The sequence below is a fragment of the Phycisphaeraceae bacterium genome (assembly GCA_019636795.1).
In the GTDB taxonomy this organism is placed as follows: domain Bacteria; phylum Planctomycetota; class Phycisphaerae; order Phycisphaerales; family UBA1924; genus JAHBWW01.
In genome coordinates this window covers 746,063-760,786 of record JAHBWW010000001.1, presented here as the reverse complement: position 1 = coordinate 760,786, position 14,724 = coordinate 746,063, and the positions used below count along the sequence as shown (strand labels likewise).

Here is a 14,724-nt window from a genome sequence, read left to right as displayed (position 1 = left end):
CCCTCGATGACACGACACAATCCTTCAATGACACGACACAATCCTTCGATGACACGACAAAACCCTTCGATGACACGATAAAACCCCTCGCTGGAGCTCTGAAATCCTTCGCTTGAAGAGCACTTCCCTTCGCTGGAGCTTTAAAATCCTTCGCGTGTGCTCCATTTCCCTTCGATGGAGGAGCATTTCCCTTCGCGTGCGCTCTGGAATCCTTCGCGTGCGGAGCATTTCCGAAGGAGTTTGGAGCATTTCCGAAGGAGTCTGGTGCATTTCCGCACGTCCGCAGCGTGTTCTCGCGGCCCGCCAACACCCCCGATCGGCCTTCCAGAGCCGCCAGGGCCGTTGTCGCCCCCGCCGCTCCCGAAAATCGCCGCCCCGCCCCCGCTGGCCGACCATCTGCCGCCGCTGGCCGATTCTCGGCCCCCGCTCAGTCGATCTGCATCTCCACCACCCCGCCCGAATACCCCTCGCGCAGCTGGATCTCGACCCGCACCGTTCTGGTCCTGACCGGTTCAAACGTCACCGTGTTGAACGTCCCGCGCCGCACGCCGAACTCGTCGCTGGTCGCGACCGCAACCCACTGATCGCCCTCGGGCGTCAGCACCCGCCACGAGGCCGGCACGCGGCACTCGCCCGTTCCCGTGTCATCGAACCAGAACATGCTCACGCTGCGGATCTCGCGCACGTCATCAAAGTCCGCCTGCACCCATTCGAGCGTCCCGCGCCGGGGCCAGAACGTGTGCCGCTCGGCAGTGATGTCGCTGGCCGCATCGCCCGACTCGGCTCCCCCCTGCCCGTCGGCCATCGCCCCCACATCATCCGAGCCATACGTGTGCGACGCCGTCGCCTTGTACAGCCGCACCTGCTCGCGCGGCTCGGACCACACGACGCCCTCGCCCGCCGTCGCCGCCACCGGCAGCGCGCTCAAACGCAGCCGCGCCGCCCCCATCGGGATGAACCGCGCCCGCCGAGGCTCGCCGTCGCTGGCCACCGGGCTGTCCTGCAGCGGCGCGACCAGCCCATGCCGATCCAGCGTCCACGCGCTGACCGGATCGACCAGCGCCTCGATCGCCACCGGCACCGACGCCGGCGTCCACGGCGATGCGCTCGGGTTCAGCCGCCCCGACTTCTCCTGGATCGCAAAATGCGCTTCAGGCCCTTCGAGTACAAGAGCCATGTTCCACGCCGTCGTCGGCAGAATCTCAAACGCGGGCCAGCGCTCGTTGAGCGCGGGTTTGGCCTCCTCGGCCAGTTCCTTGTTCTGCGCGCCCGCATCATCAAACCGCCGATACTCTTCGCCGATCTCGAGTGCATACGTCAGCGGCCCGCGATCGATCGCCGCGCTGTTGTGGTTCCCCGCAAACCGCCGCACACGCACCTCCATCGGCAGGATCAGCCGCACACTGTCGCCCGCCTTCCACACGCGCTCGAGCCGCACCAGCCCCGCATGGCCCGCCTGTGCCGCCACCGGCTCCCGCTCGCCATTGATCAGCACCATCACCCCGCCATCGCCGCCCGGATTCCAGCCGGGGATCCGCAGCAGCAGCGGGAACCGCGCCTCGCTGGCGCCTTCATTCGCGCCCTCAACCGCCTCAACCGTGAATCGAATCTCCTGCTCGAACGGATAATCCGTGTCCTGCACGATTTTTACGCGTGCGCCGCCCGCGACCTTCGCCGTCACCGTCGAAGCCGCGTAGAACACCGCCGCCAGACCCCCATCAGGCGTGGCGTACCACAAATGCTGGGCCAGGTACGGCCAGCCGTGCCCCGCGTTGTGCTGGCAGCAGCGGTGCCGATGAGGACTCATCAGAAACATCGGCCCGCCGTTCTGAATCCCCGGCGCGTGATTCTCAGCGTCCGACACCGCCATGTTCGGCGCCGTCAGGTACCGCAGCGCGCCCATGTCGGCCGTGAACGCAGCCGGGAGAGAGTTGAACGCCGCGTCCTCGCACCGATCGGCCCAGATCATGTCGCCCGTGATCGCGATCAGAATCTCGTGGCTGAGCATCTCCTCGACGATGCCGCACGTCTCGATGCACTGGCGCGGATCGGCAAACCCGGGCCTGGCGTTCTCGTCAGCCCCGAACATCCCGCCCGGAACCTGCCCGTACTGCTCGCGCACGAACCGCCAGTTCGCGTCGGCCTGGGCCTTGTCCTTGGCGTCGCGCGACTGCACCCACCACTGCGCCGGCTGGCGGAACGCCTGGGCCACGTTCACGTTGTGCCAGTCAATGACCCCCTCATCCCATCGCGCCGTGTGCTGGTGCGTCCGCGCAGCCAGCTCCAAAAGCCACGCTTCGCCCGTGCGGTTGTAGAGCCAGTGAATCGCCGCCAACTGATCCCCCGCCCGGATCTTGGGCCAGTAGCCGATCAGGAACGCGTCATCGGGAACCTGCTCGAGGTACCTGAAATACCGCTGCATGAGCGTGATCACGCGCGCATCGCCAGTCCAATCGTGATAGTCCATCAGGCAGAACAGCATGATCATGTTCGGCCACAGATCATCGCGCCCCGTCAGCCGCGTCGCCAGACCCGTGCGCCCCTCATCAGGCCCGAACCATCCATCCTCCTGCTGGCTGGCAAACGCCCCTTCGATCCACACATGCGCCTCGGCGATCATCGCTTCATCGCGCAGCACGTACGCCGCGTTGAGAAAACCCTTGAGCCAGTACGGCACCTCTTCCCAGCCCCGATCGCCCCGCCCCTTCGGGTCCAGCCACGCGTTGCCTTCCTTCTGCACAAAGGGGCTGATCTCGCCAAGCCGCCCATGAAACCCGTCGGCCTGAAGCCGGATCTGATGCCCCAGCCAGCCCCCGACCTCGATCGACCCGATCGGAAGCTTGACCAGCCGCGAAGGTTCGAGCGGCTCACGGTTCGTCACATACTGCGCCATCGACTGCTCCGGTTGCGTCCACGCTGGCAAGGCCAGAACCGCCCCGCTCGCTGCCATCACGATCATCGTTGTTGCACTCTTCATCCCGCCATCCTAGCGAAAACCCCGGCTCGCTCCGCAGGCGCCCCACAACTTCCATAACGATTGAGGACTTCGCCCGCTCGAAGCACGCCAAACTCCAGCCGCAGACCCCCCTTGGCCGATCCCCCTATCGTTGCTCCCAACCGCCATGTTCACACCAACGCAGGAGTTTCCGCAATGGGCGTTCAGATCGCACTCGCACCCGGTGACGGCATCGGACCCGAAATCATGGACGCCTGCATCCGCATCTTCGCCGAGGCCGACGTCACGGCTCACCTCGACTTCGTCCCCGTCGACATGGGCCAGCGCGTCTTCGCCGCCGGCGACCCGCGCGGCATCACCGACGAAGCCGTCGAAACCATCGAACGCACCGGCCTGGTCTACAAAGGCCCCATGGGCACCCCCATCGGCGGCGGCGGAAAGTCCATCAACGTCACCCTCCGCAAAACCTTCGGCGCCTTTGCCAACCTGCGACACTTCCAGTCCCTCCCCGGCGTTGACACCGTCTTCAGCCGCGCCGGCGTCCCCGTCGACATGTACATCGTCCGCGAAAACATCGAAGACACCTACGGCGGCATCGAGCACCGCCTCACCAACGACGTCATCGAGTGCAAGCGCCTCATCTCCGCTCCCGGCTGCGATCAGGTCCATCACTTCGCCTTCCAGACCGCCGCAAGCCTCGGCATCACCAAGGTCCACTGCGCTCACAAGGCCAACATCATGAAGATGACCGATGGCCTGTTCCTCGAACGCTTCGTCGCCGAAGCCCAGCACTACCCCGCCATCGAAATCGCCGACATCATCATCGACGCCCTCTGCATGAACCTCGTGCTCAAGCCACAGGACTATCGCATGATCGTCCTGCCCAACCTCCAGGGTGACATCGTCAGCGATCTGGCCGCAGGGCTCGTCGGCGGGCTCGGATTCGCGCCCAGCGCCAACATCGGCGACCACATCTCCATCTTCGAAGCCGTCCACGGCACCGCCCCCGACATCGCCGGCAAGGGCGTGGCCAACCCCACAAGCCTCCTCCTCAGCGGGCTCATGCTCCTGCGACACCTCGGCATGCTCAAGCAGGCCGCAACCATCGAAAACGCACTCCTGGCAGCCCTCGAAGCCGGCATCCACACCGGCGATGTCAAAGGCAAGGGTGAGCCCGTCGGCACCGACGCCTTCGCTGGCGCCATCATCGACCGCCTCGGCACCACACCCAAAGGCAAGGAAGCACGCCCCGTCCCTACCGCCGCAACCCCAACACACACGCCGCCCGTCCGCCCGCACGTCAACAAACTCATGCGCACCTTCGAGACCGTCCACAGCACACACTGCGGCTGCGACATCTACGTCGGCACCACCATCACCCCCCTCGAACTCGCCCAGCGCCTCGAACGCATCGCACAAGGCACCGCCTTCAAACTCACCATGATCTCCAACCGCGGCACCCAGGTCTGGCCCAGCGGCAGCCCCTACACCGAAGTCGTCGATTACTACCGCGTCCGCTTCGAACTCCGCGATCCCGCCGTCATGCTCGGACAGATCGGGCAGATGCCCACCATCCACCTGCTCACCAAGGTGGCCGAAAAATTCGAAGTCACCGACTTTCAACCGCTCAAGATGTTCGACGGCAAGCCCGGTTTCTCCCGCGCCCAGGGCCAGTAAACGCCCATTGACCCCTTTTGACTCGACTCGGCAGCCCGGACGGTGTAGATTGCTGGTATGACCAGTCGCATTCCCCGCCGCGCCCGTCGCGCGATCACCGCAGGCGCCGCCGCTCTGTTCGCGCTCACCGCCTGTGCCACGCTCGAACCCGCCCCACGCGACCGCACCGACGACACGCAACTCCCCTCCCGCACCGACCCCGATGCGCCATCGCGCAACGAACGCTCCACCACCTTCCAGGTCTGGGACCTCCACGCCAGCGGCATCGACCCGCTTCGCTCGCAGAAAGTCATCGACCCCAACCTCGCTCAGCGCGGCTACTGGATCACCACAGCGTTCATGGGCATGCCACGACGCGCCGAAGGCGATCGCATGGGCGCCGGAGGCCGCGTCATCGCCGAAGCAGACCTCGCTGAACGCGCTCGCGTCTTTGAAAAACGCATCGCCGACACTCGCATCTCAGGCCTGCCCGGCATCGTCATGCTCGACGCCGAAGCCTTCATGCCATACGAAAGCGAACAGACCCTCGCGTGGTACAACCAGACCGCACGCATCGCCTCAAAGCACTTCGCCAACTGGTTCTGGTACTTTCAGCCACACCGCTTCGAGCGTGCCACAGTTCCAGCACGCTTCTCAACCGAAGACGAGTACTACGACTGGCACGCACGCCAGGAGTTCATGCAACTCGCCTCGGCCATCAGTGTCACTGTCTACCACGGCCGCGAACGCGATGCCACCAACCCCATCTCCGCCGCCGGACGCACGCAGGGCGATCGCCACCTCGAGCGCGCCGCCGAGTTCGCCCGCCGCATGAACAAACCTCTCATTGTCACCGTTCGCGCCGATCTCGCAGGCAAGCCCCGCGAAACACTCATGACCAAAGAAGCCCTCGAAGCCTCGTGGCGAGAGTTCTTCCTCCGCAAGGATGTCCACGGCATCGCCATCTGGAACGATCAGCCCGAAGACATGGTCGACTTCGATCGCCGCTGGTCCAAGCAACGCATCGAACCCGTCATCCACGACCTGCTCATCGAACGCAAAAAAGTCGTAGACAGACAATCTGAGTGATTTGCACTCATCTCGCCCGATCGCTCATCGAGTCCACCTGACTTCAGCGTTACTAATACTTGCGCGATGCAAGCCCGGCGTCTCGCGGGTTCGATCGCTGCGCCTGCCAGCCCCAACTCGACGCATCAAACACATCGAGCCTCGAGCCATCAAGCAGCAGATTCCCCACATCCAGGTTCGAATCGAACACCAACTCCGCAATCCGCAACCCCGTGTCTGCCTCAAATGTGGTCAACAGATCGCGGACCGCAAGCACTGCGTTCGGATGGTCGCTTCCATCCGGAGTCAGCACCCCAAGCTCACCAACCCCAAGGTCAGCAAGCATCCCAACCCACGAACTGCTCCGCACATTCTCCCGGTGCACACAAAGGCGGTCCTGATACCCGATTCCGGTGCTGCCCGACTCCACGGCTCGCAGGATTTCCGTCTGACGCTCGGCGGTCAGAGTCTTGAATGAACGTGCATTCACCCTAACATCACGAGGCGAAACTACCCCCGCCGATGCAGCGGCAGAAAGACCCACGATCACGATCAGCCCACGTCGAAACATCCTCTAGCTCCCCACAACGGGCGGATAGGCTCCGACCGCGCTCCATTTCCACCCAAGGAATACAGCGCCGCTACAAACTGACCAATAAAATGGGAGATTTTTTCAGTCCGCAATGCGAATTCTCCCCGTTCAGGTCAGCCAGCCCTACCAACCACCCGACTTCAAGTGTTTCTGCCCGCCGTGCCTGCCCGATAGACTCTTGCATTGAGCGACCACCTTCGATTTGATACCGGTGGCGGACCGCGGCCCCCGCTCCTCCGCCGCCTCTTCCCCGAGCCAGGTAATCCCCTGACCTGGTCGCTGCCCATCTATCGCGCCTGGGGTATTCGCGTCCGCATCCACCTCCTCTTTCTGGTCTACATCGCCGTCAAACTGATTGGAGCTGCAAGCGGGTCGAACTTCACGCTCGTCGCCCTGATTCTCGCCACGCTGTTTCTACTCGTGCTGTTGCACGAATACGGCCACTGCTTCGCCTGCCGATGGGTCGGTGGCTCGGCCGACGACATTCTGCTCTGGCCTCTGGGAGGATTGGCATTCTGCCGCCCGCCCCGAAGGTGGAAAGCCGACCTCATCACGACCCTCGGAGGCCCTGCGGTCAATGTTGTCCTGTTTCCGATTCTGGCGCTGGCGCTCTATGCCCTCACCCGTTCGTGGGGAGCCGTGTTCTTCAACCCGTTCACCCCATCGCAAGGGTGGCTTCTGGCTGCTCCTCATGGCCTGACAGGTCAACTCCTCTTCGCTGCGCACTACACCAACGCTCTGCTCCTGGCGTTCAACATGCTCGTACCGATGTATCCCATGGATGCCGGACGCACGCTGCATGCGATTCTCTGGCGTTCTCTCGGGCACCGCCGCGGCCTGCACATCACCGTACATGTCGGGATCGGTGCGGCGTGTGTCCTTGGCGTCATCGGCATCGCTGCCAACGAAACCCTTCTCCTTGCCCTAGCCATACTCGGAGGGCTGACGTGCTTTTTTGAACGCCGCCAACTCATGCTTGCACCAGCCTATTCCACCGACTTGGATGACTTTGAACCTGCTGAGCCGAGCCCCAGACTTATTGCGCGCGAGCGCCAGCACGCGATCGAGGTCGAGCGCATTCTCGAAAAGATCGCTCGCGAAGGCATGGGCAACCTGTCACGCCGCGAGCGTAAAACGCTCGCACATGAGACGCGACGCCGCCGGAATGGGTAACATCGCCCGTGCCGCGCACCGGGTTGGCGCGCCAAAACGAGGGTTCTCATGGGCATCTATGACCGCGACTATGTCCGCGATCAACGCGCCGGAGCTGGTGCGCCTGGGCGCGAGCGCGGAACACTTGCTCGCCGCGCTCGCGGGTTCTCGTTCACCACCTGGCTCATCGCGATCAACATTGCCGTGGCGATCATTCGACTCGCGCTTGGCTCGTTCGGACATCCGGTCCACGTTCAAACCGAACTGACCGTCGATCCGGCAACTATCACCCAGCTGAGAGAATCGCAGGACTACTTCGTCAGTTGGGCGCCGCCTAACACGACCAACCCCGGCCGCACCTCGGGCACACTGCTGTATCGCACACTGTTCGATGTTGCGAGCGATGGATCCATCAGGCCAGTGGGCAAGGCCGACTACAAGGTCATGGATCCCCTCGAACGCTTCGGGCACTTCTCCACCGCCACCGGATTTGCCCGGCTCGAAGTCTGGCGCCTCGTCACATTCCAGTTCCTCCACGCGGGTTTCATGCATCTTCTGTTCAATATGTTCGGGTTGTGGGTCTTCGGCCGCATCGTCGAAGAACAACTCGGCGGCAAACGCTATCTCGCCTTCTATCTCACCTGTGGCATATTCGGCGGCTTGCTCTACCTCGTGCTCAACCTTGCCGGTGTTCTGGGCCTGCGACTGCCCGGGGCGCTCAACGTCCAGATCACAACATCGCTTGTCGGCGCTTCGGCTGGTGTCTTCGGCGTGCTCATGGCGTGCGCGTACATCGCCCCCAAGACCATCGTTCAACTCATCTTCCCGCCAATCCCCATTCAGATGCGCTATCTCGTGTACGGCTTCTTCGCCCTCTCGGTCTGGAACCTCGTGATCGGCAGCAAGAACCAGGGCGGAGAAGCCGCCCACGTCGGCGGCGCGCTGGCCGGATACTTCTTCATCCGCCGCGCATATCTGCTCAACGACTTCTTCGAGGTCTTTCGCCGATCATCCAAGCCTCGCAAGAGCCCAAAACCCTCCCGAGCGCGCACGCACGCATCCGACGCCGAGATCGACACCATTCTCGACAAGATCAGTCGCGACGGCATCGCCGGCCTGAGCGACGAAGAACGCAAGCGCTTAGCCGAGCACAGCAAGAGCGAACGCCAGGATCGAAGCCATTGACCTCGCCGCTGAGATTCGAAATCCACGCGCGATGCCCGCACACCGCTGCCCGCGTCGGCACAGTCTCCACACCACACGGTGACTTCGACACCCCCGCATTCATGACCGTCGGCACGCGCGCTTCGGTCAAGGGCATCCTGCCCGATTTCATTCGACGAATCGGTGGCCAGGTCATTCTCAACAACACCTTCCACCTCATGCTCCGCCCAGGCTCGCAGCTCATCGAGCGCATGGGAGGCGTTCACCGCTTCATGAACTACAAAGGCCCAATCCTCACCGACTCCGGCGGATATCAGGCCTACTCGATGGCCGACATCAACGCTGTTGACGACGACGGCGTGACCTTCAAGTCGATCGTCGATGGCAGCAGCGTCCGCCTCACCCCCGAACGCGCCATCGAGATCCAGAACCAACTCGGGGCCGACATCATCATGGCGTTCGACGATTGCCCGCCCTCGGTCGATCCCGCAGCCGCGCCCTTCAATCAGGCCCGCCTGCGCCACGCCATCACGCGCGATTCAAAGCGATCGCGCACCTACGACCATACTGCTCGCCTGCAAATCGCCAACGAACGCACCGTCCGCTGGCTTGATCGGTGCAAGGCCGCGCACGCCAATCCCAACACTCAGGCGTTGTTCGGCATCATCCAAGGCGGTACCGATCTGGATCAGCGCACCCACTGCGTCCAGCAGGTCTGCAACATCGACCTGCCCGGATACGCCATCGGAGGCGTGGCTGTGGGCGAAGCGTTCGAGGCCATTGCAGCGGTCACCCAGCACACCGCCCGGCTCATGCCCGAAAACAAGCCCCGATATCTCATGGGCGTCGGGTACGAACGCGACATTGTCGCTGCGGTTCGCTCGGGCATCGACATGTTCGATTGCGTACTCCCGACGCGCAACGGCCGCAACGCAAACGCCTTCACCACCACAGGGCAGATTCGACTTCGCAACGCTGCCTGTGCCGACGACCCGCGAGTCATCGAACCTGGGTGCGATTGCCCCGCGTGCGACCCGATCGGCTTCGGATGGGAGTCGGCGCACGAAACCGGGTTCTCCCGTGCCTATATCAGGCATTTGTTCATGTCCGGGGAAATGCTTGGGCCGATCCTCGTTTCCCTGCACAATCTGCGACACTTCCAGCGCCTGATGTTGGACATTCGGCTTGCGATCCGCCATGATGGATGGTCCGACTTTGCTCAGCGCTGGCCGGTCGCCGTTGAAGGTCTGACGTACTCAGCCTCTCATTCCAACTGAACACCAAACAAACCGGGCGCACCCCGCTCCCGCATGCTGTAAGGAATTCTCGATGTTCATGCATGAAATCGTCACCCTCGCGTCCAAACCCCCTGTCATTGGTGGCGGAGGCGATGTGCCAGCCGCCAGTGAACTCGTCCCCGGCAGCCCCGCAGGCACCCCTGCACCTGCCGGTCGAGGCGGCGGGATGGACATCATCATGTTCGGCCTGCTTATTTTCTTCGTTTTTATGATCTTCACCACGATGATGTCGGGCAAGAAAGAAAAGAAACGCAAGGCCGAACTTCTGAACTCGCTCGCCCGGCACGACAAGGTTCAGACCGTCGGAGGAATCATCGGGAGCATCGTGGAAATCGACGACACGGAGATCATCATCCGCACCGACGAAGCCACCAACACGCGCATCCGCGTCGCCCGGACCGCTATTCAGACCGTCCTCAAGAAGGGCCGAACTGCCGGTGCCGAGGCTGAAACCAAGCCCGACGCGCTCGAAATCCGGGCTTGAACTGACTCATAAAGACCTGCCAGCACACCGCGCCCCGGCCTCTGCCCGCGCCAAAGATCCCCTTCCCTGCGCATCGACCGATCGGGAACCGAAAACATGAAGAATCTTCGATCCAAGTCCATCTTCCTCCTCATCGTGCTCGTCATGTGCGCGCTGAGTATCTATCCCCCGACCGACAAGCTTCGCCTCGGAAAAGATCTCCGAGGCGGAACCACGCTGGTCTACTCGATTGATATCGCCCCCGGCGAAGATGCGGGCGAGACCATCAGCAAGGTCATCGACGTCCTCAAGGACCGCGTCGACCCCGACGGCATCTTCGACATCACCATGATCGCGCAAGGTCAGGATCGCATCGAGATCACGATGCCCCTCCCGAGCGAAAGGGTCAAGCAAATCAAGAAGGCCTACGAAGACGCGCTGGCCGTCATCGACGCGCGCAGCATCGACCGCGCCGATTTCGAGCGCGTCATGCGCTCACCAGTCGAGAGCCGCACCGCTCGCATAACTCAGGTTGCAGGCGACTCCGGCATCTTGCGCGAGGTCCTTGATGACGCTGCTGCGGCGCTCGATCGCGCGGTGGCCCTGCGATCGCAATACGAGTTCGCAGAGAGTCAGCGAGCGCCAGATTCGGTGCTCGATCAACTCGCCGAAGAAATTGCCGAAGCCGAGATTCGCTACTCACGAGCCCGCGACGCAGCGATTTCATCGATGCCTTCGGGAGACGAATTGCGCCGGATTCTTGACCTGTCCGATCGCCCACTCATACTCAAGGATGCTGCGACCGACGAGTACCGCTCGCTCGACAGCAGCCGAAAGCGAGCACTCGATCGCTTTCAGGAGTTGCATGCACAGCGTCTGGGCAGCGATCTGACCAACGCACTTGCAGCCCACGATACATATATCCGCAACCGCACTTCGCTCGACGATCCATCGGACCTGATCCGCCTGCTGCGTGGTGCTGGTGTGCTCAGTTTCCGCATCACCGTGGACCCGCAGGGTTCCGGGACAACCAACACCCACCCCGAAGAATTCCGCCTTCGCGAGGAACTGCGCGAAAAAGGCCCGCTCAATGTTCGCTCGCGCGACGCACGCTGGGTCAAGATCAATCGCATCGAAGCCTGGATCGACACGATCCAGCAACTCGAGATGCTCGACCTCGACCCGGGTTCGTTCTTCCGGAATCAGCAGCTTGTCGTCGAACCCTACGACGGCGCGTACTGGGTTCTGGCGTGGGATACATCGGACCGGCGCCTGACGCAAGCCGATGATCCTGACTGGTCGGTCGCCGCGGCGTTCAACACTGCCGACTCTTCGGGCCGCCCCGCCATCGGGTTCCGCATGAACACGCGCGGGTCGCGCATGATGGGCGACCTGACAGGCAACAACCTCGGCAACAAGATGGCCGTGCTGCTTGATGACGAGGTCTACACCGCGCCCAACATTCAAGGACGTATCACACGCAACGGCCAGATCACCGGCAACTTTTCGACGCCCGAACGCGAGTACATCATCCGCGTTCTCAATGCGGGTTCGCTTCAGGCCAAGCTCTCCAGTCAGCCTCTGAGCGAAAACACCATCGCCCCCGAACTCGGGCTCGACAACCTTCGGGCGGGCCTCGTGGCCGGCCTCATCGCGCTCGTGATCGTCAGCGCGTTCATGGTCTTCTACTACTTCGGCTACGGCCTCATCGCGGTGCTTGCGCTCCTCTGCAATGCAGTGCTCATTCTCGCCGCCATGTCACTTGCCAAAGCCGCTTTCAGCCTCCCGGGCATCGCAGGCGTCATCCTCACCTTCGGCATGGCGGTCGACGCCAACGTGCTGATTTTTGAACGCATCCGCGAAGAACTCCGCGCCGGCAAGGATCTTAAAGCCGCCGTTCGACTCGGATATCAGAAAGCGCTCTCGTCAATCGTCGACGGCAACGTCACCAACCTCATCGTCTGCGTCGTGCTCGGGCAACTCGGCACCCAGGAAATCCGGGGGTTTGCCATCACTCTGGGTATCGGCGTCTGCACCACACTCTTCTCCGCACTCTTCATCAGCCGCATGCTGATGACCTTCATCACCGATGTGGCCCAACTCAAACGCATGAGCATGCTCGCGCTGGCCTTCCCGGTCATCGACCGCGTCCTTGAACCGAAAATCAACTGGGTCGGCCTCCGGCATATCTCCATTGTCATCTCGACCATCTTCGTCGGCATCGGCGTCGCCATGGTCGTCTTCCAAGGCGAAAAGATGCTCGACATGGAGTTCCGAGGCGGCGTGCAGGTCACACTCCGTTTCGGCAGCGATGAACAGGGCAATCCGATCATCATGGAGCGTGCGCAAGTCCTCGAACGGGTTCGCAACATCGGCCAGGACCGTGCCGCGCTCGATCCACTTCGCGCCTTCACCCTCGCCGAAGCCATCCCCGTCAATCCCGAGGCGGGAGGAATCTCCTCCAACACCTTCCTGATCAAAGCGTTTCTTCTCGATGATCAGGCCGTCGCCGCGCCAACTTCGCTCGGTGCCCGCGGACAGGATGAAGTCCAATCTCCGATCGACGTGATGGTCCGTGCCATCATTTCCGCATTTGAACAGGAAATTGACACCCGCTCGCCCGTTGCGTTCGTTGGCGATCGGTTCGATTCTATCGATGGCGCGCCAGTCTACTCAGTCTTATCGCCAATATTGGGCGAGAACATCCGACGCAGCGAGTACCGCGAGAACGTTACGCCGTTCATCGGTGGCGTCGCCATTGTGATCGATGTCGATGCTTCTCGAGTCGAGCGTCTTCCCACCCTTGATGGCCTGGCAGACCGCATCGACACCATGCGCTCCAAGCCCGATTTCTCCGATTCTCTGCGTCACGAGACGCGATTGATCATTCTTCGCGGCAGTCCCGACGCGGTCGAGACGTTTGTGCTTCTGGCTCGCGATTCGAATCTCAGTTTCTTCGACAACGAAGATGTCTGGCGTGTAGCGCTGGCCGAGCGCGAGTGGGATCTGGTTCGAAGCGCGCTAGGCGATGTGACAACCCTTGCCAGTGTGCAGACCTTCAGTCCCGTCATCGCCGAACGCTTCAAGCAGACCGCAATCGTCTCGGTCCTCATGAGTTTCCTGCTGATCTTGATCTATATCTGGGTGCGCTTCGGCTCGGTCCGCTACTCGCTGTCAACCGTCGTCGCCCTCACGCACGACGTCCTCGTCGTCATCGGGCTCATTGCCCTGGCCGAGATCGCCTACGACCACCCCGCTACTGCGAGCATCGCTCAGTCCATTGGTGTCGCGCCGTTCAAGATCGACCTCACTCTTGTCGCCGCCATCCTCACGATCATCGGCTACTCGCTCAATGACACCATCATCATCATGGACCGCATCCGCGAAAACCGCGGAAAACTCCCCTATGCGTCGGCTAGCGTCATCAATCTTTCCATCAATCAGACCATGAGCCGAACCGCAATCACATCAGGCACAACCCTCCTGGCAGTCATCATCCTGTACATCTGGGGGGGCGATGGCGTGCGGGCCTTCTCATACGCTCTGCTTACCGGCATCATCGTCGGAACATATTCAACCGTCGCTGTTGCTGCACCGCTCGTCTGGTCGAAGAAAACTGGAGGCCCGTCCAACCCCAGCACCTGACCCCCCGTTCGAGTCCGCTGACTGAGCGCTCGACCATCCACGGGAGCGAGCCATGGAACATCGAGGCAACAGAACCATTCTCGCACTGACGCTGCTCGTCGTCGTCTGGATTGTGACGTACTGGATCTGGCAACCCCGCTCAGAACGCGACCTCAGAGTCACCTTCCCCGAGCCTCTGACGAACACAGGTGTACAAGTTTCCCCAGATACCCCTTCGCTCACTCCGATCCAACCTTCGCCCGATCGGCCTGAGCCTGTCAACCCCGAACCTCCCAAGCCCCAAACCCCGCCACAGGATCCCGACTTCGGTCAGCCCCCGTTTCGCTGGTACACCGTGCAGAAAGACGACACAGCCGAACGCATCGCCGCTCGCGAACTCGGCTCTACTCAACACTGGCGCGCCATCGCGCGCGCCAACCCGATCAAGGACATCTCGCGCCTCATCCCTGGCGACCAGATCAAGATCCCACTCGATCCAGAAAATCCGCAGGGCCGCCCCGACAACCGCACGACGCAGACACCCGCAGCACCAAAGAATATCGAATACGTCGTTCGTTCCGGCGACACCCTCTCGGGCATCGCAAAGCAGTTCTATGGCAGCGCAAGTCCACAGTTCATCGACTTCATATTCGCTGCCAATCGCGACCGCCTCCGCAACAAGAATGATCTTCGAGTTGGGCAGACCCTGATCATTCCACCCAAGCCGACCGCTGCGGACTGATCAACCCTA

At 62.3% G+C, this 14,724-nt stretch carries 10 protein-coding genes; 8 read left to right on the top strand and 2 right to left on the bottom strand.

Annotated elements, in window-relative coordinates; all coding sequences use genetic code 11:
• Window positions 1-427: 427 nt before the first annotated feature.
• The gene (locus KF757_03175) at window positions 428-2,977 is read right to left on the bottom strand and encodes a glycoside hydrolase family 127 protein (protein ID MBX3321974.1); all 2,550 of its coding nucleotides are present in this window, start codon (window positions 2,975-2,977) and stop codon (window positions 428-430) included.
• Window positions 2,978-3,151: 174 nt separating this feature from the next.
• Here KF757_03175 and KF757_03170 point away from each other — a divergent pair, with 174 nt between their 5' ends.
• Window positions 3,152-4,633 (top strand): NADP-dependent isocitrate dehydrogenase, encoded by a 1,482-nt coding sequence (locus tag KF757_03170; protein ID MBX3321973.1) that lies wholly within the window; start codon window positions 3,152-3,154, stop codon window positions 4,631-4,633.
• A gap of 57 nt (window positions 4,634-4,690) precedes the next feature.
• Window positions 4,691-5,701, top strand: a complete 1,011-nt coding sequence (locus KF757_03165) for a hypothetical protein (GenBank protein ID MBX3321972.1) — start codon at window positions 4,691-4,693, stop codon at window positions 5,699-5,701.
• Between the two features lie 52 nt (window positions 5,702-5,753).
• Here KF757_03165 and KF757_03160 read toward each other — a convergent pair whose 3' ends face one another.
• A complete protein-coding gene (locus KF757_03160) occupies window positions 5,754-6,170 on the bottom strand; it encodes a hypothetical protein (GenBank protein MBX3321971.1) in 417 nt (138 codons plus the stop codon).
• Window positions 6,171-6,455: 285 nt separating this feature from the next.
• Between KF757_03160 and KF757_03155 the strand changes: the two genes are divergently transcribed.
• The 6 genes from KF757_03155 (at window position 6,456) to KF757_03130 (ending at window position 14,715) form a co-directional block, all read left to right on the top strand.
• Complete coding sequence (locus KF757_03155) at window positions 6,456-7,445, top strand: hypothetical protein (GenBank protein MBX3321970.1); 990 nt, start codon at window positions 6,456-6,458, stop codon at window positions 7,443-7,445.
• A 48-nt stretch (window positions 7,446-7,493) separates the two neighbouring features.
• Window positions 7,494-8,609 (top strand): rhomboid family intramembrane serine protease, encoded by a 1,116-nt coding sequence (locus KF757_03150; protein MBX3321969.1) that lies wholly within the window; start codon window positions 7,494-7,496, stop codon window positions 8,607-8,609.
• An 8-nt stretch (window positions 8,610-8,617) separates the two neighbouring features.
• On the top strand, window positions 8,618-9,865 hold the full coding sequence (locus KF757_03145) for a queuine tRNA-ribosyltransferase (protein ID MBX3321968.1): 1,248 nt from the start codon (window positions 8,618-8,620) through the stop codon (window positions 9,863-9,865).
• A gap of 52 nt (window positions 9,866-9,917) precedes the next feature.
• Window positions 9,918-10,370 carry a preprotein translocase subunit YajC gene (yajC, locus tag KF757_03140; protein MBX3321967.1) on the top strand — a complete coding sequence of 151 codons (453 nt, stop codon included), beginning with the start codon at window positions 9,918-9,920 and terminating at the stop codon, window positions 10,368-10,370.
• Between the two features lie 96 nt (window positions 10,371-10,466).
• Window positions 10,467-13,994 (top strand): protein translocase subunit SecD, encoded by a 3,528-nt coding sequence (secD, locus tag KF757_03135; GenBank protein MBX3321966.1) that lies wholly within the window; start codon window positions 10,467-10,469, stop codon window positions 13,992-13,994.
• A gap of 52 nt (window positions 13,995-14,046) precedes the next feature.
• Window positions 14,047-14,715, top strand: coding sequence for a LysM peptidoglycan-binding domain-containing protein (locus KF757_03130; protein MBX3321965.1), 669 nt, complete (start codon window positions 14,047-14,049; stop codon window positions 14,713-14,715).
• Window positions 14,716-14,724: the final 9 nt, after the last annotated feature.

Bases quoted from the DNA above. Each gene is read 5' to 3' on its own strand.
- KF757_03175 (MBX3321974.1), bottom strand. From the start codon at position 2,977: ATGAAGAGTGCAACAACGATGATCGTGATGGCAGCGAGCGGGGCGGTT.
- KF757_03170 (MBX3321973.1), top strand. From the start codon at position 3,152: ATGGGCGTTCAGATCGCACTCGCACCCGGTGACGGCATCGGACCCGAA.
- KF757_03165 (MBX3321972.1), top strand. From the start codon at position 4,691: ATGACCAGTCGCATTCCCCGCCGCGCCCGTCGCGCGATCACCGCAGGC.
- KF757_03150 (MBX3321969.1), top strand. From the start codon at position 7,494: ATGGGCATCTATGACCGCGACTATGTCCGCGATCAACGCGCCGGAGCT.
- yajC (MBX3321967.1), top strand. From the start codon at position 9,918: ATGTTCATGCATGAAATCGTCACCCTCGCGTCCAAACCCCCTGTCATT.
- secD (MBX3321966.1), top strand. From the start codon at position 10,467: ATGAAGAATCTTCGATCCAAGTCCATCTTCCTCCTCATCGTGCTCGTC.
- KF757_03130 (MBX3321965.1), top strand. From the start codon at position 14,047: ATGGAACATCGAGGCAACAGAACCATTCTCGCACTGACGCTGCTCGTC.